The organism is Desulfarculaceae bacterium, from assembly GCA_020444545.1.
Taxonomy (GTDB): Bacteria; Desulfobacterota; Desulfarculia; order Desulfarculales; family Desulfarculaceae; genus Desulfoferula.
Map to the genome: position 1 here is coordinate 58533 of JAHLKT010000008.1, position 21067 is coordinate 79599.

Annotated in this window: 20 protein-coding genes; 9 read left to right on the plus strand and 11 right to left on the minus strand. The window is 65.8% G+C overall.

The genetic code is table 11. The annotated features are described in order from the left end of the window. Positions 1–10: 10 nt before the first annotated feature. Positions 11–2020, minus strand: a complete 2010-nt coding sequence (locus tag KQH53_19015; protein MCB2228774.1) for an FAD-dependent oxidoreductase — start codon at positions 2018–2020, stop codon at positions 11–13. A 169-nt stretch (positions 2021–2189) separates the two neighbouring features. Then, positions 2190–3656, minus strand: a complete 1467-nt coding sequence (locus tag KQH53_19020) for a KAP family NTPase (protein ID MCB2228775.1) — start codon at positions 3654–3656, stop codon at positions 2190–2192. Between the two features lie 155 nt (positions 3657–3811). Here KQH53_19020 and KQH53_19025 point away from each other — a divergent pair, with 155 nt between their 5' ends. Next, positions 3812–5797 carry a cation:proton antiporter gene (locus KQH53_19025; protein ID MCB2228776.1) on the plus strand — a complete coding sequence of 662 codons (1986 nt, stop codon included), beginning with the start codon at positions 3812–3814 and terminating at the stop codon, positions 5795–5797. Between the two features lie 13 nt (positions 5798–5810). Here KQH53_19025 and KQH53_19030 read toward each other — a convergent pair whose 3' ends face one another. The 3 genes from KQH53_19030 to KQH53_19040 all read right to left on the minus strand — a co-directional run bounded on the left by KQH53_19030 (position 5811) and on the right by KQH53_19040 (position 7163). Further along, positions 5811–6125, minus strand: coding sequence for a HigA family addiction module antidote protein (locus KQH53_19030; protein ID MCB2228777.1), 315 nt, complete (start codon positions 6123–6125; stop codon positions 5811–5813). A gap of 13 nt (positions 6126–6138) precedes the next feature. Beyond that, positions 6139–6390, minus strand: a complete 252-nt coding sequence (locus tag KQH53_19035) for a type II toxin-antitoxin system RelE/ParE family toxin (GenBank protein MCB2228778.1) — start codon at positions 6388–6390, stop codon at positions 6139–6141. Positions 6391–6515: 125 nt separating this feature from the next. Continuing rightward, positions 6516–7163 (minus strand): LuxR C-terminal-related transcriptional regulator, encoded by a 648-nt coding sequence (locus KQH53_19040; GenBank protein ID MCB2228779.1) that lies wholly within the window; start codon positions 7161–7163, stop codon positions 6516–6518. 296 nt (positions 7164–7459) lie between these two features. On the opposite strand from KQH53_19040, the gene KQH53_19045 reads away from it, so the two are divergent. Together KQH53_19045 and KQH53_19050 are read left to right on the plus strand one after the other, a co-directional pair. Further along, complete coding sequence (locus KQH53_19045; GenBank protein ID MCB2228780.1) at positions 7460–8293, plus strand: hypothetical protein; 834 nt, start codon at positions 7460–7462, stop codon at positions 8291–8293. An 86-nt stretch (positions 8294–8379) separates the two neighbouring features. Beyond that, a complete protein-coding gene (locus KQH53_19050; GenBank protein MCB2228781.1) occupies positions 8380–9711 on the plus strand; it encodes a radical SAM protein in 1332 nt (443 codons plus the stop codon). 587 nt (positions 9712–10298) lie between these two features. Here the strand turns inward: KQH53_19050 and KQH53_19055 are convergent. From KQH53_19055 to KQH53_19065, 3 genes are read right to left on the minus strand one after another with little or no spacing between them, the layout of a single operon-like run. Next, positions 10299–11978: a tetratricopeptide repeat protein gene (locus KQH53_19055; protein MCB2228782.1), complete on the minus strand. Its 1680-nt coding sequence runs from the start codon at positions 11976–11978 to the stop codon at positions 10299–10301. 50 nt (positions 11979–12028) lie between these two features. After that, positions 12029–12784: a 1-acyl-sn-glycerol-3-phosphate acyltransferase gene (locus KQH53_19060; protein ID MCB2228783.1), complete on the minus strand. Its 756-nt coding sequence runs from the start codon at positions 12782–12784 to the stop codon at positions 12029–12031. Beyond that, positions 12781–13782, minus strand: a complete 1002-nt coding sequence (locus KQH53_19065; GenBank protein MCB2228784.1) for a ketoacyl-ACP synthase III — start codon at positions 13780–13782, stop codon at positions 12781–12783. The genes KQH53_19060 and KQH53_19065 overlap by 4 nt, the downstream gene beginning before the upstream one ends. Positions 13783–14179: 397 nt before the next feature. On the opposite strand from KQH53_19065, the gene KQH53_19070 reads away from it, so the two are divergent. The 4 genes from KQH53_19070 (at position 14180) to KQH53_19085 (ending at position 16552) form a co-directional block, all read left to right on the plus strand. Then, positions 14180–14545, plus strand: a complete 366-nt coding sequence (locus KQH53_19070) for a hypothetical protein (protein ID MCB2228785.1) — start codon at positions 14180–14182, stop codon at positions 14543–14545. Positions 14546–14590: 45 nt separating this feature from the next. Then, a complete protein-coding gene (locus tag KQH53_19075; protein ID MCB2228786.1) occupies positions 14591–15016 on the plus strand; it encodes a hypothetical protein in 426 nt (141 codons plus the stop codon). Positions 15017–15130: 114 nt separating this feature from the next. Next, positions 15131–15559: a hypothetical protein gene (locus KQH53_19080; protein MCB2228787.1), complete on the plus strand. Its 429-nt coding sequence runs from the start codon at positions 15131–15133 to the stop codon at positions 15557–15559. Between the two features lie 72 nt (positions 15560–15631). Beyond that, complete coding sequence (locus tag KQH53_19085; GenBank protein MCB2228788.1) at positions 15632–16552, plus strand: sulfite exporter TauE/SafE family protein; 921 nt, start codon at positions 15632–15634, stop codon at positions 16550–16552. Between the two features lie 49 nt (positions 16553–16601). Here the strand turns inward: KQH53_19085 and KQH53_19090 are convergent, their stop codons facing one another. Then, positions 16602–17333: a YkgJ family cysteine cluster protein gene (locus tag KQH53_19090; GenBank protein ID MCB2228789.1), complete on the minus strand. Its 732-nt coding sequence runs from the start codon at positions 17331–17333 to the stop codon at positions 16602–16604. Continuing rightward, positions 17333–17905, minus strand: a complete 573-nt coding sequence (locus tag KQH53_19095) for an arginine decarboxylase, pyruvoyl-dependent (GenBank protein ID MCB2228790.1) — start codon at positions 17903–17905, stop codon at positions 17333–17335. The genes KQH53_19090 and KQH53_19095 overlap by 1 nt, the downstream gene beginning before the upstream one ends. A gap of 169 nt (positions 17906–18074) precedes the next feature. Between KQH53_19095 and speB the strand changes: the two genes are divergently transcribed. Further along, the gene (speB, locus tag KQH53_19100) at positions 18075–18953 is read left to right on the plus strand and encodes an agmatinase (GenBank protein ID MCB2228791.1); all 879 of its coding nucleotides are present in this window, start codon (positions 18075–18077) and stop codon (positions 18951–18953) included. Continuing rightward, entirely contained in the window at positions 18950–20023 is a 1074-nt protein-coding gene (speY, locus tag KQH53_19105) for a deoxyhypusine synthase (protein ID MCB2228792.1), read from the plus strand. Before speB ends, speY begins: the two co-directional genes overlap by 4 nt. Here the strand turns inward: speY and KQH53_19110 are convergent. Beyond that, complete coding sequence (locus tag KQH53_19110; GenBank protein ID MCB2228793.1) at positions 20020–21060, minus strand: hypothetical protein; 1041 nt, start codon at positions 21058–21060, stop codon at positions 20020–20022. The two genes, speY and KQH53_19110, sit on opposite strands and share 4 nt — an antisense overlap. Between the last annotated feature and the right edge of the window lie 7 nt (positions 21061–21067).

Consider the following 21067-nt stretch of genomic DNA (forward strand, 5'->3'; position numbering starts at 1 on the left):
TTCCTTTCTCCTATAGGCCGGCCCCCGCCTTGTAGCCGCTGCGGATGGCGTTCAGGGCGTCGGCCCCGCCGCCGCAGTCGCCCACGGCCACCACCTTCAGGCCCTTGCCCTCCAGCGCGGCGGCCAGGCCGTCCTGGGGCTTGGCGCCGGTGGCCAGGATCACCGTGTCGGCCTGGAGCTCCTGCTCTTGGCCGTCGATCACCGCGCTCACCGTGCCCTCGCCGATGGCGGTCACCTTCACCTTGGTGTGCACCGTGAGCCCGAAGCGCTTGATCAGCCCGAAGGTGATCCAGCGGGTGGAGCGCCCGATGCCCGCCCCGATCTTGGGCAGCGCCTCCAACACCGTCACCGGGTGGCTGCCCTGGGCCACCAGGCGGCCGGTCACCTCCGGGGTCTCGGCCCCGAACAGCTCGATGAAGTAGGTCTGCTCCGGGGTGAGCGCCCCTTGCCGGGCCACATACAGGGCCGTCTCCAGGCCCACCGCCCCGCCGCCGATCACCACCACCCGGCCCCGGCACAGGGCCTCGCCCCGGATCACCTGCCAGGCGGTGAAGACGTTGTCCCCGTCCGCGCCGGGAATGGGCGGCGTGGCGGGCGCGCTGCCCGTGGCCAGCACCACCGCGTCGGGATTAAGCGCGGCCACCGAGTCCGCCGTGGCCTCGGTCCCCAGCAGCACCTCCACCCCCAGGTCCTCCAGGGTGGCCGCCTGCCAGGCCGGGATGGAGCCGAAGTCGTTTTTCATCAAGGGCTGGTTCCACCAGGCCAGTTGCCCGCCCAGGCGCGTGGCCTTTTCGATGAGCGTCACCCTGTGCCCCCGACCGGCGGCGGTGAGAGCCGCCTGACAGCCCGCCGGGCCGCCGCCGATCACCACCACCTTCTTTGGCGCGGCCACGGGCTCGGGCCCGGGGTCCTTGGCCTCGCGCCCGGCCCGGGGGTTGACCATGCAGCCCACCGGCTTCATCTGGGGGATGGCGTCGAAGCAGCCCTGGTTGCAGGCCACGCAGCGCCGGATCAGCTCCGAGGTGCCCGCCTGGGCCTTGAGGGGCAGCTCGGGGTCGGCCAGCAGGGGGCGGCCCATGCAGATCAGGTCCGCGTCGCCCCGGGCCAGGATGGCCTCGGCCAGCTCCGGGCTGTGGATGCGGTTGCTCGCGGCCACGGGCACCCGGTCCACCGCCCACTTGACGCCCCGCGCCAGGTAACTGAAGCCGCCGGGAGGCAGCTCCTGGGTGATCTGGGGCACCCGGGTCTCGTGCCACCCGCCGGTGACGTTGATCAGGTCCACGCCGGCTTTCTCACAGGCCTGGGCGAACAACGCCGCTTCCTCGTTGGTGTGGCTGCCGGGCACGAAGTCGTTGCCCGCGATGCGGATGCCCACGCAGAAGTCGTCGCCCACCGCGGCCCGCACCTTGGCGATGGTCTCCAGGCCGAAGCGCATGCGGTTGTCCAGGGAGCCGCCGTACTCGTCCTCGCGTTGGTTGATGAAAGGCGAGAGGAACTGGCAGATGAGGTAGCCCGCCGAGCCCAGGATCTCCACCATGTCCAGGCCCGCTTCCTTGGCCCGCCGGGCGGCGGCCGCGAAGTCGTCCTGCACCGAGGCGATCTCCTCCGGGCTCATGGCCCGGCAGTCTTCCTTGGTGTAGCGCGAGGTGTGGGCGCTGGCGCTGATCGCCTCGCCGCCGATGAGCATGGAGTGGGAGTAGGCCCCGGCCATGTAGAGCTGGGCCCCGATCTTGGCCCCGTGCTGGTGGGCCGCCTTCGCCAGGCGCTCAAATCCCGGGATGTCCTCGTCCTTCATGATGCTCACGAAGATGGGGCCGCCCGCCTTCTGGTTGATCACGCAGCCGCCCACGATCATCAGCCCGGCCCCTCCGGCCGCCCGCTCGCGGTAAAAGGCCACCAGTTGGTCGCTCACCGCCCCGCCGGGGGTGCAGTTCAGATGCATGGCCGGAACCACGATGCGGTTCCTTAGCTCAAGCTGGTTCAGGGTGATGGGCTCGAACAAGAGGGGATAGCTGTCCATGTCTGACTCCCGGTGAGATGGGCGTGCGGCGCCTGTATCCAGTCTACCCTAGGTATCGCGGGAGGAGGGGCGGAGGCAAGGGGAAAGACATAGGAGAGAGGACAGGGCTCTGGTATTAAAGGCGATGCCCAGGCTGCTATAAAGTAGCCAACAATGGGTAAAAATTAATTTAACGCCACATTAGCTCGATAATTTCGAAGAGTTTGTTTTCATAAATCTGAGGATAGTGTAACAACATGCCAGCAAAATTTGCCTCCCAATGGCGCTTAACTTCCTTATACTGATCATCACTATTTTGTTGTTGTTTAAAATAATTTGTTGCCCAAGAGTAAAAATCATTTTCTCTTGTCAATCTAGCGCAAAACATTTCAATGCACGCCCTCCCAATTGTTCTAGGTAAGATCCTTTTCCTGTCGACTGGCCCGGGCTCAAGAGGGAAAGCGCTTTTGATTGCATCTGCCTTTCCTGCCTTGATGAAACAATAAATATCAGGCCTAATTACTTTAAAGAACGTAAAAATTACTGGCATAAAAGCCGAGGCCATTACGGATTCTATGTCTAACTGTCCGACTTTTCCATGCTTATAATCAACCGCACGTAGCACCATATTCAAAACCGTCATCATTCGGTTTTGCTGGCGCAAACTAACATTGTGAATTCCACACAATTCACCGACAATCATCCCTATATATTTACCGAAATCATTCTTTGTTGGGTCATGCCAACGCGACAATGCCTCTTCCAGGTGAAACTGCGTCAAAAGATATGATGTATATTCAAAACGATCAGGAGGAGGCAATTCAATTTTGAAATCAAAAAAGCGCAACAAATAACCTTCTTCTTTCATTTTCAGGCCATAAATCCTCGCAACTGCGGACGATAACGCCTCCATATCCATAGCAAGGACGAACATAACATTTGGGGCATCAAAAATGTGCTTGATTCTCTCGAGCAGTTTGATTGCAAAATCAGGACGACATCTGTCCAATTCGTCAACAAAAATGATCAGAGGATATTTATCGCCGTACTGTTTGCGGATTTGCCTTGCAAATTTTTCCAAACTATTTTTAAAATATATTACGGATTCTTTATTCTTTCTATAGTTTACAATAATGTCTTCTGAGACTCCCTTGACTAAATTTTCAAAGTTTTCGTTCTGTAAATTTAGTTTGTCTAATTCTATTCCAGATGATGCTATAGCTCCTCTAGTCACGATTGAAAGGAGGATTGGTATGGCATTTTTTATAAGGCCCTTCCCGTGTGATTTAATATCTTCCAAATATTTTTCGATTAATTTTGTGCCTTTCCCCTGCTTTTTTATTTGTTCCACAAGCCCTTCGATTTCACCAAAAAAGGCAGAAAGCGGGTCTTCAACAAAATCATTTTCCCAAGCATTGAAATAAATTACGGAGCAGCCATCCTTTTGCAGCATTTCCTGCCACATTTTTAGAAAAGTCGTCTTCCCCGTACCCCAAGGGGAGTCAATTGCCAAAACAAAGGGTTGGGTCACGGTTCGCGCCAACTGGCTCAGCGTCGAAGCAAGCGGTTCCCGACCTAAGTGATCCTCTTCAAAGGAAACCAAATTTTTCTCGGCTTTTGTAAGTAGGCTTTTCACGGAAGAGTCTGTGCTAGCCATGTAAGCCCCCCTTCGCTTCTCGACCTGTCAGGTTTCGCTCAGTTCCACCAAATTACACTATTTCTCTAAAAAATTTAAAGCGGCGCGTTCTGGCGAGTCGCGGCCGCCTGCCGGTTATTCTTCCCTTCCTCCCCGGACCCTTCTAAGATGAGTACATGGAAGGCGTGCTGCTCAAAGACATCGTGATCATCTACGCCCTGGCCGCCGGGGTGGTCTACCTGTTCCATAAGGTCAAGCTGCCCCCGGTGGTGGGGTTCCTGCTCACCGGCGTGCTGGCCGGTCCCCACGGCTTCGGGCTCATCTCCTCGGTGCACGAGGTGGAGACCCTGGCCGAGATCGGCATCATCCTCCTGCTGTTCACCATCGGCCTGGAGTTCTCCGCCACCCAGCTAAAACAAATGCGGCGGCCCGCCTTACTCGGCGGCGCGCTCCAGGTGGGGCTCACCGTGGCGGCCAGCGCGGGCGCGGCCCTGGCCCTGGGCGAGACCCCGGGCCAGGCGGTGTTCATCGGCTTCGTGGTGGCCCTGTCCAGCACGGCCATCGTGCTAAAGCTCCTGCAAGACCGCGCCGCCCTGGACGGCCCCAGCGGGCGCACCTCCCTGGGCATCCTCATCTTCCAGGACGTGGCCGTGGTGGGCATGTTGTTGGCCATGCCCTTTTTGGCCACCGTCCCGGCCGGGGCCCAGCCCATGGGCGAAGTGGGCTGGGAGCTTCTGCTCAAGGGCCTGGCGGCCATGGCCATCATCCTGGTGGGGGCCCGCTGGGTCTTCCCGGGGCTCATGGACCGCATGGCCGCCACCCGCAACCGCGAGCTGTTCATCATCGCGGTGGTGGTGGTGCTCTTCGGGGTGGCCTGGCTCACCTCCTGGGCAGGGCTGTCGCTCGCCCTGGGCGCGTTTTTGGCCGGGCTCATCCTGGCCGGCTCGCGCTATTCCCACCAGGCCATCGGCAGCGTCATCCCCATGCGGGACCTGTTCACCAGCCTGTTCTTCGTCTCCATCGGCATGCTCTTGGACCTGGGCTTCCTCTTGGCCCATCCCGGCTGGGTGGCCCTGGGCACCGGGCTGGTTATCCTGGGCAAGGGCGTCCTGGCCGGGGGCGCGGCCCTGGCGCTCCGCCTGCCGCTCCGGGTGGCCTTGGGGGTGGGGCTCACCCTGGCCCAGGTGGGCGAGTTCTCCTTTGTCCTGGCCCGGGGGGGCATCAAGCTGGGACTCTTATCGGCCAACGCCTACCAGCTCATGCTGGACGTGGCGGTCCTCACCATGGCCCTGACCCCGGCCATGGTCTGGCTGGGCCAGCGCCTGGCCCGGCGCACCCCTCTGCTCACCCGCCTACACCACGGCGGCCGGGCCGAGGCTCAGGCCCAGGAGCACGGGGTGCCCGAGATGGTGGGCCACGTCATCGTGGTGGGCTACGGCATCAATGGCCAGAACGTGACCCGCGCGGCCCGCTCGGCGGGCATCCCCTACGTGGTGGTGGAGATGAACTCCTCCACGGTGAACCGCGAGGAGGCCAAGGGCGAACCCATCATCTTCGGCGACGCCATGAACCACGCGGTGCTGGAGCACGCGGGGCTCTCCAAGGCGCGGGTGCTGGTGGTGGCCATCGCCGACCCGGTGGCCGCCCGCCACATCGTGGCCACGGCCAAGGACCTGAACCCGGCCCTGTACGTCATCGCGCGCACCCGCTTCTTGCAGGAGATGGAGGCGCTCTACGAGCTGGGGGCCGACGAGGTGGTGCCCGAGGAATACGAAACCGCGGTGGAGATCTTCGCGCGGGTGCTCAGACGCTTTCTGGTGCCCCAGGACGAGATCGAGCGCCAGGTGGCCGCGCTACGGGCCGAGGGCTACGAGATGCTGCGCACCCTGGCCACCCCCGGCGGGGCCCAGCAGGAGATCTGCCGCATGATCCCGGACGTGAACATCGCCACCTTGCAGGTGAACCCCGGCGCGGTCAGCGTGGGCCGCTCCATCGCCGAGCTGGCCATGAGGCAGCGCCACGGGGTCACCGTCCTGGCGGTGCGCCACGGCGACGAGACCGTGGCCAACCCCCCGGCCGCCACGGTTCTGAACGAGGGCGACTACCTGGTGCTCCTGGCCGATCCCGAAGCCTTGGAAGGGGTGCGGGCGCTGTTTAGATAGGAGTTGGTCGGGCCTAGCCGCCGGCCGAGCTGCCCGAACCCCGCAGGGGCTTGACGCTGTCCCAGTCGCTACGGGAGCGTTGGGCCAGCCACAGGTCGTGATTCTTCTGCAAATTCAGCCAAAAGTCCGGGGTGGTATCCAGGGCGATGGAGAGCAGCATGGCCATCTCCGGGCTGACCCCCGCCCGTTGGTTGACGATCATGGAGATGGTCTTGCGCGATACCCCCACCGCCTCGGCCAGCTCGGTGTTGGAGATGCCCAGCGGTTCCAGATAGCGGCGCTTGAGGATGCCCCCGGGGTGGCTGGGCTGGCGCTTACGTATACGCATGGGCTCGTCTCCTTTAGTGGGGTTGCTGGTAGTCGACATCATAGGCGTTGCCGTTTTCAAACCGGAAAATCACCCGCCAGGGCCCGTTGACGTCCACCGACCAGAATCCCGCCTCCTTGGGGTGCCAGGGGTGCAGGCGCAAACCCGGCGCGTCCATGTCCTCCACCACAACCGCCGCGTCCAACATGTCCAGAATGTCGCCCAGCTTGGCCGCGTGCTTGGGTTGTATGCCCTTTTTGCTGCCTTCGTAGAAAAAAGTTTCCAAACCCTTATGGGCAAAACCTTTAATCAATACGGACCCCCCAGCGCATTTAGTGTAACCACACAGGTTACACATGTCAACCGGCTAAATTTTGCATTGAAAGCCAAGGCTGGCGAGTCGCCCCAGCCTTAAACCATCCCCAGCCTCGCCGCCGTTGCCGCCGCCGTCACCCTATCTTCCACCCCCAGCTTTTCAAAAATATGGGTGACGTGGGTCTTGATGGTGTGGGGGCTGAGGCCCAGGACGCGGGCGATCTCGGGGTTACTAAAGCCCTGGGCCAGCAGGGAGAGCACCTGGCGCTGGCGGGAGGTGAGGCCCTCTGCGGGCAGGGGGGCCAGGCCATCGCCCACCGCGTTTTCCAGGCGGCCCAGATAGCGCTCCAAGCGGGCCTGGTCCTGCTTTTGGCCGGTGATGGCAAATCCCAGCTTGACCACGTAGCGGACCTGGCCGTCCGGCCCGGTGATGGGCCAGGAGTGCACCCGCCGCCATTCGTGGCCGCGCTGGGGCAGGGGGATCAGCTTCTCGCGCACCGCCGGGCGGTTGCTCTCGAAAGTTTGGCTGATGGGGCAGTCCGGGCAAGGGCCCGAGCGGTGGAAAAAGGCTTCGTAACACACCCGGCCCACCAGGTTCTCGGGACCCCAGACGTGGGCCTCGCTGCCGAAGGTGTTGCACCACACCACCCGGTAGTCGCGGTCCAGCACCTGCACCGGATCGTCGATGCTGTCAAATATGGCCTGGGTGAAGCCGTCCATCGCCATATCCGCCTGGGCGGGCATGATCGTCCTCCGCTTGGCCTTCCCCGCCGGGCGCGGGGTTGATTACAATCATGTCACGCCGGGCGCGCATGTCAAGCCCATGCCGGAGCCGCCCGGACGGGTGCACTCAGCGGCCCGGTTCCGCCCCGCGCCCACCCCTGGCCAGCAGACCGAAATGCGGCCAAACACTACAAAATGTTGTGGTGCTTGCGGTTTGAGTTGTGCTATCTAGGGTGAGAAGGCGTGTCCGCCGTCACGGGTTAATTTAGGCTTGGAGTGCACCGGCGGCATGGGCGGCACCCTCGGGAGGAAACGGCATGGCCAAGAAAATCCTGCTCATCGCCCTGGCTCTCATCCTGTTGGGCGCGGCTCCGGCCGCCGCCGCCGAGATGGGCAGCTCCTACTACTTCATCAAAAAGGGCATGTTCGAGATCGGCTTGCAGGGTGGCTATGCCAACTCCACCAAGATGAAGGACACCACTCTGACCTCCCACGGCACCGGGGGCAACATCCTCGCGCCCAAGAGCGACGTGGAGGTAAAGCAGGACACCACCATAGGCGCGATCATCACCTACGGGGTCATCGACCGCATCAACGTGTGGGCCGAGCTGGGCACCACCCTGGACGGCCGCCTGAGCGGCGCGGTGCAGGTGCCGGGCTACGGCACCTACCAGGTGGAGAGCACCCTGGGCGGGGTCTTCTCCTGGGCCTTCGGCGTCAAAGGGCAGATATATCAGCAAAAGAAGAAAAAGGGCTTCGGCGTGGCGGCCAGCCTGCGCTACTACCGCTACGACGACCGTTCGGCCGACTCCTGGACCGTCACCGGCGGCGACGTAAGCACCGCCGGGCTTTCCACCGACACCAAGTACAGCTATTGGCAGGCCGATGCCACCGTGAGCGCCTACTGGCTGTTCAAGAGCTGGGTGCCCTACGTGGGCATGAAGTACTCCTACGCCGAGGGGAGCCTCACCGGCAACTGGCGGCTTTCCCAGGACAACCGGGGCAGCGTGGACACCACCTACGAGCCCGAGATGGAGCTGGGCTTCTTCGCGGGCGTGGACTTCTTCCTGGGCAAGAACTGGCGCCTCAACGTGCAAGGCAACTTCTACAACACCACCGCCCTGTACGTGGGCGGCAGCTACATCTTCTAACCATCCGGCCAATTGATGAGCAAAACGTCACCGGCGGGGCCAGGGCCGTTGCTTGGCCTGGCCGCCCGGCCGTGGCAGGATAAGCCATGCCCGACGTAGTGCTCATAAACCCGTCCTGGGGCGGCGCGGTATCCAAGCGGGGCAACCGCTACAACCGGCGCTGGCCTCCCCTGGATTTGCTGAACCTGGCCGCCATCCTCCGGGCCCAGGGGGCCACGGTGGAGCTGATCGACGCCCGCGCGGTGCCCACCTCGCCCTCGGTGATCAAGGCCCTGGCCGCCCGGGCCGACACCGCTTTCATCACCTCCAGCCCCCTGGACCGCTGGCAATGCCCCAACCTGGAGTTGGCCGCCTTTGATGAGCTGGCCCAGAGCCTGAACCACCCCGGCCTGGTGGTGCTGGGGGTGCACGGCACCGTGAGCCCCAAGGAAGTGCTGGAGGCCACCGGGGCCTGGGCCCTGGTGCGCGGCGAGCCCGAGACCGCCGCCGCCGCCCTGGCCGCGGGCCAATCGCGCGCCGGCACCCCGGGCGCGGCCTGGCTGGCGGGTGGCGAGCTCAGGCTCGGCCCCGAGCCCCAGCCGGTGGACCTGGCCGCCTTGTCGATGCCCGCCTTTGACCTGGCCCCGCCCGCGCTCTATGAGTACGAGGTGCTGGGCCCGGACTTCGCGCTCATCGAGAGCAGCCGGGGCTGCCCCTTTTCCTGCCGCTTTTGTCTAAAGGAAATGTACGGGCCGGGCATGCGCTACAAGGCCCTGGAGCGGGTGTTGGCCGAGGTGGAGGCGGTGGCCCGCCTGGGGGCCAAAAACTTCTACTTCATGGACCTGGAGCTCACGGCCAACCGCTCCCGCGCCCTGGAGCTGTGCGCCGCGCTGGCCGAGCTCAACCACGGCATGGCCTGGTGCTGCCAGACCCGGGTGGACACGGTGGACCCCGAGGTGCTCTCGGCCCTGGCCAAGGCGGGCTGCCGCCTGGTGCACTACGGCGTCGAGTCGGGCTCCCTGCCGGTCCTCCAGCGCCTGGGCAAGAAGATCACGCCGGATCAGGTGCGCACCGCCGTGGCCCGGACCGTGGAGGCGGGCATGCAGGCGGCCTGCTTTTTCATGCTGGGCTTCCCCGGCGAGACCGACGCCGACCGCGCCGCCACCCTGGCCCTGGCCAAGAGCCTGCCCGCGGGCATGGCCTCTTTCCACCTGGCCACCCCCTACCCGGCCACCGGCCTGGCCGCCGACTGCCCCGGCCTGCCCCCTTGGTCCGAGTTCGACAGCGAGCACTTCTCCCGCGAGGAGCTGGAGGCCTGGCGCAGGAAGGCCTACCTGGGCTTCTACCTCAACCCCAAGCGCATCACCCAGCTGCTCAGCCACGGCGGCCCGCAGCTCATCAAGCGGGGCGCCAAGCTCTTCACCAACTTCTTGAAGTAAACGGCGGCCGCGCCGACCAGCCCCCCGGCTAAACCAGCAACCTATCAATTAAATTAATGATTGTTGGGTTTCGCTTCGCTCTACCCAACATGGAAGATAAGGCGTTTTTTTGCCGAGGTCACCCAGGGCCGGCATAAGGCCTGAGGCAAATTAGGGGGGTTCGTTGGCGGGACGGTCTCGCGGACTTGGGCAAGCGGAGGTAGGTTCGACAAAATGTTGGCAGGCCGGCGAGAGGCAGGCCGGGGCGGCGCGGGGAGATGCCGGCCCAGAGGCGACCCCGACGAGGTAGGTATTGTTGGGTTTCGCTTCGCTCTATCCAACCTAGGTTGAGCTAATTCCCTGAAATAGCCGACCAGCCCCAGCGGCACAGCCAGGGAGCCGCCAGCAAGGCGCCGGACGAGCGAGACCCGCAGGCGTATATGCCAATACGCCGAGGAGGCGAGCGACGCCCGCGACGCAGCATAGCCGACCCCAAGCTGGGGCCGCCAAATGGTTTCTGCGGGAGCAACGGTGGTTAGTTGGAGTGCCCTGGTCGCCCGACCTGCTCTGCCAGCAGCGGCACGCTGCCTGGCGAAGCCGCCGCGCTACTACGGGACTCTGATTAGAACGTAGGTCTTGAGCTCACCCGCCTGCTTGAGCATGTCGCCCCTGACCAGCGCCTTCATCTTGCTGGGGAAGGGGCCGATGAGCAGGCGGTGCCACTTGCCGCTGTTGGGCGAGCGCCAGGCCCAGACCCGGGCCGGGTGCCCCTTGGAGGCCCACTGGTCGCGGGCGGTGAGGGCCAGCTTGGCCTTGCGGTTGGAGGCGAGCTGCAAGTACCAGCCCCGGGGCGGGCGGCCCATGTCCGCGCCCGCTGGGACGGGCGGCGCGTCCGAGACCTTGGGGGCCGGGGTGGCCGCTGAGGCCTTGGCCGCCGGGGCGGCCGGGGGAGTGGCCGAAACCTTGGGCGCGGACTTTGCCTTGGGAGCCGGCTTCGGCTCGGGCTTGAGCTCGGGTTTGGGAGCAGGCGCGGCCTCGGCCTGAGCCATGGGGGCTGGTTTGGGCTCCGGTTGGGGCGTGGGCTCCATCTTGGGTTCGGGCTTGGGTTCCGGCTTTGCTTCCGGCTGAGGGGCCGGCGCGGGCTTCAGCTTGGGCGCTGGTGTGGGCACCGGTTTGGGTGCGGGCTTCGGCTCCGGCTTGGGGGCCGGTTGGGGCTTGGCCTTGGGCCGCGTCGGGGGCGCGGGCGGGGCCGGGGGCGCGGGGGCCGGAAACGCGCCGTTCTTGGCCAGGCGGTCCACCTGGCCGGATTTGAGGGCCAACAGGCTCACCAGCATCCGGTCCTTCACCGCCGAGGAGCCGGGGTCCAGACGGGCGGCGTGGTGGAAGCTCACCACCGCCGCGCTATGGTCGCCCCGCGCCTGCTGCACCTGGCCCAGGGTGTCCCACACCGCCGGGTTGTCGGGCGCGAGCCGGGCGGCCCGCTTGGCCAGGGCCAGGGCCTGGTCCAGGTCGCCCTTTTGGTGCACCAGGGCCCAGGCCAGGTTGTTCATGAACACCGGATCGTCGGGCGCGGCGGACAGGGCCCGGCGGTAGAGCACCACCGCCTGGTCGTTCTGGCCCATGGAAGCCAACAGGGTGGCCTTGTCATTGAGCACCGCCGGGTCGTCCGGGGTCCACTCCAGGGCGCGGTCATAGTCCTTCAGCGCCCCGGCCTTGTCGCCCAGGCCCAGGCGGCACAGGGCCATCAGGTGCCAGGAGGCCGAGGCCGCCGGGTGCAGCTCCAGGTCCAGCTTGAGCTGCTCGATGGCCTGTTTGTACTTGCCTTGCCCGTAGAGCTTCTTGGCCTGGCGGCGGAAAGCGTCGCTGGTCAGCATGGCCAGGGCGCTGCCCTTGTTCAGGGCAAAGGGGCGGCTGACCTGGCCCAAACGGAGGCCGCCCACCGCCGAGCTCATGGCCGGGGGAAGCTGGGCCCGGGGCAGGCAGTCGGCCTGGGTGGTGGCGTAGCCTTTGTTGTTGCGCACCATGTTCAGGGCCACGGTCTGGAAGGGCTGCCCCTGCTTGAGTAGCTCCCGGGCCTCTTTCATCAGGGTGTGGTTGTCGGTCCAGAACACCCACAGGCACACCCGCTCCGCCGGTCCCGGCGGGGTGGCGGGCAACAGGCCGGTGGCCGTGGCCTTGGGCGGCGGGGGGCTGTCCGCGGCCTTGTCGGCCGGGGCCGAGGCGCAGGCCGGGGCCAGGAACAGGGCCAGGGCCAAGGCCCAAGCGGCTATGCGGGTGAATGCGCGCATGAATCGGATTATAGGGGCTGGGGCCCGCCCGTGGCAACGGCGGGGAAAGCTCAGGCGGCCAGGCGCGACTGCTCCAGGCTGTCGGAGAGCACCCGGTGCACCTCGGCCATCAGGGTCTTGGAGTTCTTTTTCACCGCCGGGTCGTCCACCACGGGCAACACCCGCACGCTGATGTGGCCGGGCCGGATGTCCAGGCTCTTGGCGGCCAGGACCTTGGCCGCGCCCTCGATGGCGATGGGCAAAACGTCGGCCCCGGCCTGGGAGGCCAGCACAAAGGCGCCGCGCTTGAACTCGCCCAGGCGGCCATCGGCCGAGCGGGTGCCCTCGGCAAAAAACAGCACCGCGCTGCCCCCCTTGATGCGCTCCACCGCCTGGCGCATGAGCACCCCGGCCTGGCCGCCGGTGCCACGCTCCACGAAGATGTAGCCCGCCTTTTTCATGGCATAGCCCCACAGGGGCACCTTGCCCAGCTCGGCCTTGACCACGAACTTGAAGTCCACGGGCAGGCGGGCCAAGAGAGCCAGGATGTCGAACATGCTGGTGTGGTTGCACACCAAAACCAGGGGCTCGGTGCGGTTGGCCGGGGGCAGGTTCTCCGCGCCGATGAGATCGGCCTTCACCCGGCAGCCCCACAGCAGCACCCGCGCCCAGATCTGGGCGGAGTAGAAGTGGGTGGCCCGGCCGGTGGAATCGAACAGGAACAGGATGATGGCCCAGGTGCTAAACACCGCGGTCATGGTCAGAACGTATACATAGGCCCACAGGAGCCAGAGGCGGTGGGCCGCCCCGGACAAGGGATTACTCACAACTGGCAGCTCCACTCCACCAAAGAGGCCCCCCAGGTGAGGCCCGCGCCGAAAGTTACCATCAAGAGCTTGTCGCAAGGGGCCAGGCAGCCGGCCCGGGCGGCCTCGGCCAGAGCCATCGGGATCGAGGCCGAGGAGGTGTTGCCGTACTTCTCGATGGTGGTGAAGACCTTTTCCTGGGCCATGCCCAAGCGCTGGGCCAAGGCGTTGATGATGCGGATGTTGGCCTGGTGGGGCACCATCAGGGCCAGCTCGCTCACCTCCACGCCGGCCTTTTCCAGGGTCCAGCGGGTGATCTCCTCCAGGCACTCCACCGCCTTCTTGAACAGCTTCTGGCCGTCCATGACCAGGTAGTAGGGCTTGAGGTCGCCCACTCCGGGCACCACCTCCAGGCCCTGGCGCGCCTCGGGCAGGTCCACCGAGTAGAGCAGGTTGCCGAAGGAGCCGTCGGAGCGCAGGTGGATGGAGCGGATGCCGGTGTCCTTTTCGGTGCGGCTGAGCACCACCGCCCCGGCCCCGTCGCCCAGGAGCACGCAGGTGCCCCGGTCGTTCCAGTTGGTCACCGAGGAAAGCACCTCGGCCCCTATCACCAGGGCGTTCTCCGCCTCGCCGCAGCGGATGGCGTTGTTGGCCACGCTGAGGGCGTAGATGAAGCCCGAGCAGCCGGCGGACACGTCCATGCTGGCCGCCCGCTTGGCCCCGATTTTTTCCTGGATGAAGCAGGCGCAGGAGGGGAACTGGCGGTCCGGGGTCACCGTGCCCACCACCACCAGGTCCAAATCGCCCGGGTCCACCCCTGCGGCCTCCAGGGCCTGGCGGGCGGCGCGGGCGCCCATCTCGCTGGTTCTCACTCCGTTGGTGGCGATGCGCCGTTCCTTGATGCCGGTGCGGCGGGTGATCCAGTCGTCGCTGGTGTCCACCACCTTTTCCAGGTCTTGGTTGGTCAACACGGCCTCGGGAGTGTAAGACCCGGTGCCTCTGACTTCGGCGTTGTACATGTTGGGGCCTCGGGCCTTTCCCTGGCGGGAGAAAGCCGGTTAATCGACGCTGGGCCGCCCGGCCCCGCGCCCGGCGAAGGAGCGGAATGTGGGGCCGGAGCAGAGCAGAGGTTCACCGGGGCAGGCGGCGGCGCGAGAAATTAAACAATACCCATAACCCCTAGGGGTTCCTTGGCGGCCAATAGTACCATCCCGGCCGGGAAAAGCCCAGCCCGCTTTTGCCAAAAACCCCGGCGCGATGCGGGTGAATACAATTCATCCCCATGGGGTCGGGGCCTCGGCTTGCTGGGGGTTGACTGGGGCGGGCGCCCCCGTGCAAACTGGACAACCAAGGGGTTCTGCACGGCCAAGGGCCGGACCAATCTATTGCTCTGGGGGTGAGCAAGGAACCAATACCGTGAAGGCAGCAGTGTGCATGGCCGCTTTGGCGGCCTTGCTGTTCGTTGCGGCCCCTTTGCCCCAGGCGGCCACCACCACCCTTCTTTTGCAGGTCTCCAACGCCACCGGCCACGGCCTCAAGATCCAGGCGGGCGGCTCTTGGTTCAACTCCACTCAGATCATTCCCAACGGCGGCCAGCACCCCTTTAACATCCAGTTGAGCGCCCGCTTCATGACCGAGCGGCGCTACCCGGTCTCCGCCGAGATCTACAACAGCGAAACCAACCAACTGATGGGCGCCGGGGAAATCCTGCTCGGCCGCCTGCCCCGAGGGCCTCAATTGCCAGGCAGACGCCCGGCCGGGGCACCTGCCGGTTGTTCATAACCGTGGGGCAATAGCTTATTGCCCTAGTGCAAGGGGGTAATGCACATGAAGAGGATTTCGTGCCTGGTTGTCCTGGCGGTTCTCCTCTTGGCAGCGGCCCCGGCGGCCCCGGCGGCCGAAACCACCATGCTCATGAAGTTCACCAACCAGACCAAGGCGCCGGTGAAGGTGACCATGTTGGGAGAGGGCTACTCGGCCAGCCAGACCGCAGCCCCGGGCAAGAGCGTCACCTTCAGCACAACCGACAAGGCCTGGCTGGATCGCCACCACGCCTACGCCTATACCTTCATGGCCCGCAGCGAAGAGCCGGGCAACATCAACTGCCGGTGGCAGGTCGCCCTGGGCAATATCTGGACCACGGACCCGATGGTGGTCAGCTGCGACGCCAACATCAACTTCGGGGACTGCAAGGTGACCAAGCACAAGCGCTCCATGGCCAAATGCATCGTCGGGATAAGCACCTCGGACTAAAAAAACGAGCCGCCGATACGCGGGGCGCGGCGTCCTCAAGACCGGGACGCGCGCCCCTCTTTTGTGCCATAATCAGGCCGTACACCCCCGCGGTCCGCGGAAAGAGCAATTGCGGTGCGCTACCTGCCCCTGCTGTGCCTGGCCTTGGCTCTGGCCGCCCCTATCCCCTCGGCGGCCGAGGATCAGTTCGGCTCCTTCAACCTCTCGCTGCAAAACGACTCCACGGCCACGGTGGCCTACCGGGTCAACCGGGGAGATCCCGTGGAGTTGGCCCCAGGCCACGGCGGCACCTGGTCCCAGGGCTTCGACGCCGACGCCCTGGCCGCCAGCCCCACCTACGCCTTCCAGGTGTCGCTGGCCCCCGTGGGCGGCGGCCCCTCCTGCTCCGCCCGGGTCATGGTGCAGGTAAACGCCTGGGGCGACGACTATCTGTTCTCCTGCGCCCCCCGCCGCGAGATCCTGGGCCCCTGCCTGATCACCTGCGACTACGACAACGTGGGGCCGGACACCAGCGCCAGCATCACCTACCGCCCCGGCCAATAGGTCTTTCCCGCCCTTGCCGGGGCCGGGCATTTGGGGCTATCCTCGGAACTGTCGCATACCCGAGGAGGCCCCTTGCTTTTTCCCGTTTCCGGCGTCGAGACCCCCCTGTGGCTGCCCCCCCTAGTGGCCTTTGTCATCAGCCTGTTCACCTCCATGGGCGGGGTGAGCGGGGCCTTTCTGCTGCTGCCCTTTCAGATGAGCTTTCTGGGCTTCACCTCCCCGGCGGTGAGCCCCACCAACCTGGTGTTCAACATCGTGGCCATCCCCGCCGGGGTGTGGCGCTATCTGCGCGAGGGGCGCATGGTCTGGCCGCTGACCTGGGTGGTCATCGCGGGCACCCTGCCCGGCGTGGTGGCGGGCGGCTTCGTGCGCCTGGAGTGGCTGCCCGATCCCGGCCCCTTCAAGGCCTTCGTGGGCTGCGTGCTCTTGTACATCGGGGCGCGCATGTTCTGGGACTTGATGGCCCAGCGCCGCAAGGCCCGCGCCGCCCAGCGCCAGCGCACCCCCATGCTGGAGGGCCAGCCCGCCTCCTTCATCGTGGAGGACTGCCGCCTGACCCCGCGGCGGCTCAGCTTCCGCTTCGCGGGGCAAGAGTACGCCTGCTCCACCGTGGGCATCTTCGGCCTGTCCCTGGCCGTGGGCATGGTGGGCGGGGTCTACGGCATCGGGGGTGGGGCCATCGTGGCACCGTTTTTCGTGGCGGTGTTCGGCCTGCCGGTGCACGCCGTGGCCGGGGCGGCCCTGATGGGCACCTTTGTCACCAGCGTTGTGGGGGTGGCCTTTTACCAGGCCGTGGCCCCCTGGTACGCCGGGCAGATGGCCGTGGCCCCGGACTGGCTCCTGGGAGCGCTCTTCGGCCTGGGCGGGGTGGCGGGCATGTACTGCGGGGCGCGGCTCCAGCGCTTCGTCAAGCCAATGTGGCTCAAGCTCATGCTGGGGGTCATTCTCTTGATCGTGGCGGGCAAGTACGTGGGGGGCTATCTGCTGAACTAGGCCCCGCTCCGCATCAATGGAAATCAGCGGGGCCGGACCGGACGATTTTTTACCCGAAGAGCACCTTGACCAGCCAGTCGACCCCCAAGGCCAGCAGCTTTTCCTCGTCCTCCAAGGCCTCGGCCACCCGCTCGCCATCAAAGCCGAACTTATCACCAAACCCCGGCGAGGCCGCCAGGGGCCGGAAGGCCTCCAGGTTGTACAGGGCGCTGATAAAGGCGTGGGTCTGCTGGTCGTTGAGGCTCACCTTGCCCTTGCGGGCCGGGTGCATGAACAGCCCCAGGGCCTGGTTGTTGGCCGCCTGATAAGGGGCCAGGCCCTGGTCCTCTATCCAGGTTTCTATGGTCAGCTCGTCGGGCTGGTCCCAGCCCAGGCAGCCGGGGGTTTCGCCGCGCAGAAAGACTTCCCTGGGCGGGCGGCCGCCTTTGCCGGGCTGCACGGCCCGGGCCAGGGGGTAGATGCGGCAGCAGGTGGGGCGGTGGGCGTAGACCGCGCAGCCCTGCTCGCTGACAAAGGGGCACACGCCCTCGGGAGTCAGGCGGATGCGCAGGGCGGGCCAGCCGGAAACCGGGTCGGCCTCCAGCTCCACGTGCTCTGCCAGCACCTCGGCCGCCGGGCGGCCCAGGGCGGTGCGCAGGCGCAGAAAGTCGTAGGGCAACAGGGGCAGGCGCTTATCGCGGCAGCAGGAGTTGAAGCAGGCCAGGCCGGGGCGGCAGGCAAAGCAAAAGGGCTCGTCAACCGACAGGCGTCGGCCGCCCAGGTCGCCGCCCGCCTCGATCATTACTTGCCCTCGCCCTCTTCCAGCCACTCCATGATCATCACCGCCGCCGACACCGTGGTCACCCACTTGCCGTCCTTGGGGCCCACCGCGGTCTGGGTCAGCTCGGAGGTCTTGACGATCTGGCCGGACATGCGGAACACCTGCTTCTTCTCGTCCCAGCTCTGGTCCACGTCGAAGTCGATGCCCAGGGTGGTGGCCAACATCTCGGCGGCCAGGTCCTCGGCGTAGTCGCCCGAGACCTTGGCGCTCTGGCCGAAGCCCTTGTGCTCGCTGAGGTAGCCGTGCAGCTTGCGGTCGCTGGGCAGGGCCAGGCCGATGGAGGAGGAGATGAGCCGGTGGGGCTCGTTGGTCTCGTTGCGGGCCATGACGCAGAACAGGATCTGGCCGGGCACCAGCATGTTCTGCCCCTTTTGTCGGCTGATGAGCTTGCATTCCGGCGGGAAGATGGAGGACACGTGCACCAGGTTCTGGTTGGCGATGCCCGCCGCCCGAAGAGCCAACTCGAAGCTGGCCAACTGCTCCTTGTGCGTACCCTTACCCCGGGTCAGGTAAATGTATTTGGGCACCAGCACGGCGACCTCCTCTGTGAAAGGGCTTATTGCTTTGTATAATTAAGCTACTCTTATGGCCGTGGGGGGGTGTTTCGTCAATACCCCGGGGGCATTTTTGTAGGCGCGGCCCATCTGGCGCCAGGGGCGCCTCCTGCTATACTGCAAGAATCCTACTTGCCGGGAGAGTCCCTTGGAGCCCAAACGTTGTAAAGTGCTCACCTTCGGCGGGGTGAAGCAGCCCCGGATCGAAGACTGCCGGGCGGCGATCATCCCCGCCCCCCTGGAGGTCACGGTGACCTATGGCGAGGGCGCGGCCCAGGGCCCCCTGGCCATCATCAGCGCCTCGGCCAACATGGAGCTCTACGACGAGGTGCTGGACGCGGTGCCCATGGACCACGGCATCTACACCCACTCCCGGGTGGAGACCTCGGGCGCTCTGGACATCTCTTTGGCCCGCATCAAGGAAGCGGTGACCGACGAGCTGGACAACGGCCGTTTGCCCGTGGTGCTGGGCGGCGAACACACCGTCACCGTGGGCGCGCTGCGGGCCCTGGTGGACCACTACGGCCCCACCTTCACCGTGCTGGTGCTGGACGCCCACCTGGACATGCGCGACCAGTACGAGGGCGCCAAGCTGAGCCACGCCACGGTGAGCCGCCGGGCCCTGGACATGGGCCTGGACGTGCGCTGGGTGGGGGCCCGCTCCTGCTCCGAAGGCGAGGCCGTTTTCATCAAGGAACATGGCTTGAAGCCCATGTGGGCCCATCAGGTGCACGCCGATCCCCTGTGGGTGGACCGCGCCCTGGAGGGCCTCAGCGGCCCGGTTTACATCAGCCTGGACGTGGACGGCCTGGACGCCTCGCTCATGCCCGCCACCGGCACCCCCGAGCCCGGCGGACTGGACTTCGTGCAGGTGAGCAACTGGCTGGAGGCGGTGTGCGCCCGCCACGAGGTGCTGGGCCTGGACATGGTGGAGCTGGCCCCCCTGGCCGGCATGACCGCCCCGGACTTCACCGCCGCCCGCCTGCTCTACCGTGCCCTGGGCCTTATCTTCCGAGGAAAGAAATGAGCCGCAAGCTAGCCGGCCCGGCCATCGCGCCGCGCCCCCTGGACAAGGGCCTGTCCACCGTGCAGTTGGTGGACAACTACTTTTTGGCCTACAACGCCGCCCGCCTGCGCGAGGCCTGCCAGCTCTGGGCCAAGCGCATGGCCGCGCCCGACGTGACCGTCGGCCTCACCCTCACCGGGGCCCTGACCCCCGCCGGGCTGGGGCCCTCCTGCCTGGTGCCCCTGGTGCGGCGCGGCCTGGTGGACTTCATCATCAGCACCGGGGCCAACCTCTACCACGACGCCCACTTCGCCCTGGGCCTCTCGCTGCACCGCTCCAGCCCCTTTGCCGACGACACCGCGCTCCGCGAAAAGGGCCTGGTGCGCATCTACGACATCGTGATGGATTACACGGTCTTGCTCAAGACCGACAGCTTCTTCCGCGAGATGATGCAGGCGCCGGAGTTCCAGCGGCCCCTGGGCACCGCGGAGTTCCACTATTTGGCCGGCAAGTACCTGGCCGAGCGCCAGCGCATCCTGGGCGGGGGCGACTCCAGCCTGCTGGCCGCCTGCCATGAGATGGAGGTGCCGGTCTACGCCGCCAGCCCGGGCGATTCCAGCATCGGCATGAACGCGGCCGCCCTGGCCCTCAAGGGCTCGGGCTTCGCCTGGGACGTCAACCGCGACGTGAACGAGACCGCCGGTTTGGTGCTTCGGGCCAAGCGGGGCGGGGGCAAGACCGGGGTGGCCATCCTGGGCGGCGGCGCGCCCAAGAACTTCATGCTCCAGACCGAGCCCCACATCCAGGAGGTGTTGGGCATCGACGAGAAGGGGCACGACTACTTCTTGCAGATCACCGACGCCCGGCCCGACACCGGCGGCCTGAGCGGGGCCACGCCTTCGGAGGCGGTGAGCTGGGGCAAGGTGGACCCCGAGGGCCTGCCCGGCACCGTGGTCTGCTACACCGACACCACCATCGCCCTGCCGGTGATCACCAGCTACCTCTTCGAGGCGGTGGGTTCCCGCGAGCCCAAGCGCCTCTACGCCCACCGCGACGAGGCCCTGGAGCTGCTGCGCCAGGAGGCGGGCTAGGACACCGCGATCCGGTCCAGCACCCAGCCGCGCTGCCAGCGGGCGGCGCGGTGGAAGCAGGCCCAGGGGGTGTTCGGGAAATCGGGCGCCCCGGCGTAGGCCAGGAACCACTCGTTCTCCCAGCCCGGCGCGCCCAGGCTCTCCGGGTCCAGCACCTCGCCCAGGGCCTGGTTAATCCACTCGTCGGGATCATAGGCCCAGTCGCGGCCCAGGCCCGCGAACATGTCGCCGAAGACTTCTTCCCATTTGCGGTAGCGGGCCTTGCGCGAGGCCTCCTTGTAGTTGAAGCACTGCTCCAGGCGGGGGCGGATATGCCCGAAGACCCCGTTAGGGGTTTCGCCGGGGTGCTGCTCCTGGTACAGCAGGCCGAAGATCGTCTCCGCCGCCTGCATGTACAGCGCGGGGTTGTCGTGCTCCACGGTGCGCTCGCCGCCCTCGCGGCGGTCGGCAGTGGCCTTCCAGCGCCGGTAGGGCAAATCGGGCAAGAAGCCAACCTGGCCGTGCCCCACCTTCCAGACCGCGTGGGCCGCGATCTGGTCCTTTAGCTCCTTTTTCCACTCGCCCTTTTTCATCACCCACACCTCGTGCACGTCGTTCTCCTGGCCCAGGCGGCCGGAGAAGTCGCTGTGGCTCCAGGTGTCGGCATAGGTGTGCAGGGCCACCCCCATGCGGCACAGGCGCAGGGTGCGGTTGCCGCTCGGGGCCAGGGCCGCGGCCATCAGCTCCCGGGCCAGGGGCGAGTCCGGGGTGGTGATGAAATCGTCCTTGGGCGAGTCCACCGGGCGCGGCGGCAGGAAGTGGAAGGGGATGTAGACCTTGCGCTGGTTGTCCCAGGAGGTGGTCTTGAGCACCACGCCGGTCCAGTCGTTGGCCGTGAACAGGGGGTTGAACACGTAGCCCCCCACCAGAATGGGCCGCCCGTCAGTGGCGTCGTCCACGTAGTTGCTGGCGTAGGCCAGGGTTACGGCGTCCTCCAGGGAAAACCCGGCGGTCCGGGCCAACACCGCGACGCAGTAGTAGTGAAAGTCCCTCTGCATGGCTAAC

What these genes read in the sequence shown, in the direction of transcription:
- KQH53_19110 (MCB2228793.1), bottom strand. Translation starts at nt 21,060, where the DNA reads ATGCAGAGGGACTTTCACTACTACTGCGTCGCGGTGTTGGCCCGGACC.
- KQH53_19030 (MCB2228777.1), bottom strand. Translation starts at nt 6,125, where the DNA reads ATGCGTATACGTAAGCGCCAGCCCAGCCACCCCGGGGGCATCCTCAAG.
- KQH53_19015 (MCB2228774.1), bottom strand. Translation starts at nt 2,020, where the DNA reads ATGGACAGCTATCCCCTCTTGTTCGAGCCCATCACCCTGAACCAGCTT.
- KQH53_19045 (MCB2228780.1), top strand. Translation starts at nt 7,460, where the DNA reads ATGGCCAAGAAAATCCTGCTCATCGCCCTGGCTCTCATCCTGTTGGGC.
- KQH53_19090 (MCB2228789.1), bottom strand. Translation starts at nt 17,333, where the DNA reads ATGATCGAGGCGGGCGGCGACCTGGGCGGCCGACGCCTGTCGGTTGAC.
- KQH53_19040 (MCB2228779.1), bottom strand. Translation starts at nt 7,163, where the DNA reads ATGCCCGCCCAGGCGGATATGGCGATGGACGGCTTCACCCAGGCCATA.
- KQH53_19050 (MCB2228781.1), top strand. Translation starts at nt 8,380, where the DNA reads ATGCCCGACGTAGTGCTCATAAACCCGTCCTGGGGCGGCGCGGTATCC.
- KQH53_19075 (MCB2228786.1), top strand. Translation starts at nt 14,591, where the DNA reads ATGAAGAGGATTTCGTGCCTGGTTGTCCTGGCGGTTCTCCTCTTGGCA.
- KQH53_19025 (MCB2228776.1), top strand. Translation starts at nt 3,812, where the DNA reads ATGGAAGGCGTGCTGCTCAAAGACATCGTGATCATCTACGCCCTGGCC.
- speY (MCB2228792.1), top strand. Translation starts at nt 18,950, where the DNA reads ATGAGCCGCAAGCTAGCCGGCCCGGCCATCGCGCCGCGCCCCCTGGAC.
- KQH53_19020 (MCB2228775.1), bottom strand. Translation starts at nt 3,656, where the DNA reads ATGGCTAGCACAGACTCTTCCGTGAAAAGCCTACTTACAAAAGCCGAG.
- KQH53_19055 (MCB2228782.1), bottom strand. Translation starts at nt 11,978, where the DNA reads ATGCGCGCATTCACCCGCATAGCCGCTTGGGCCTTGGCCCTGGCCCTG.
- KQH53_19065 (MCB2228784.1), bottom strand. Translation starts at nt 13,782, where the DNA reads ATGTACAACGCCGAAGTCAGAGGCACCGGGTCTTACACTCCCGAGGCC.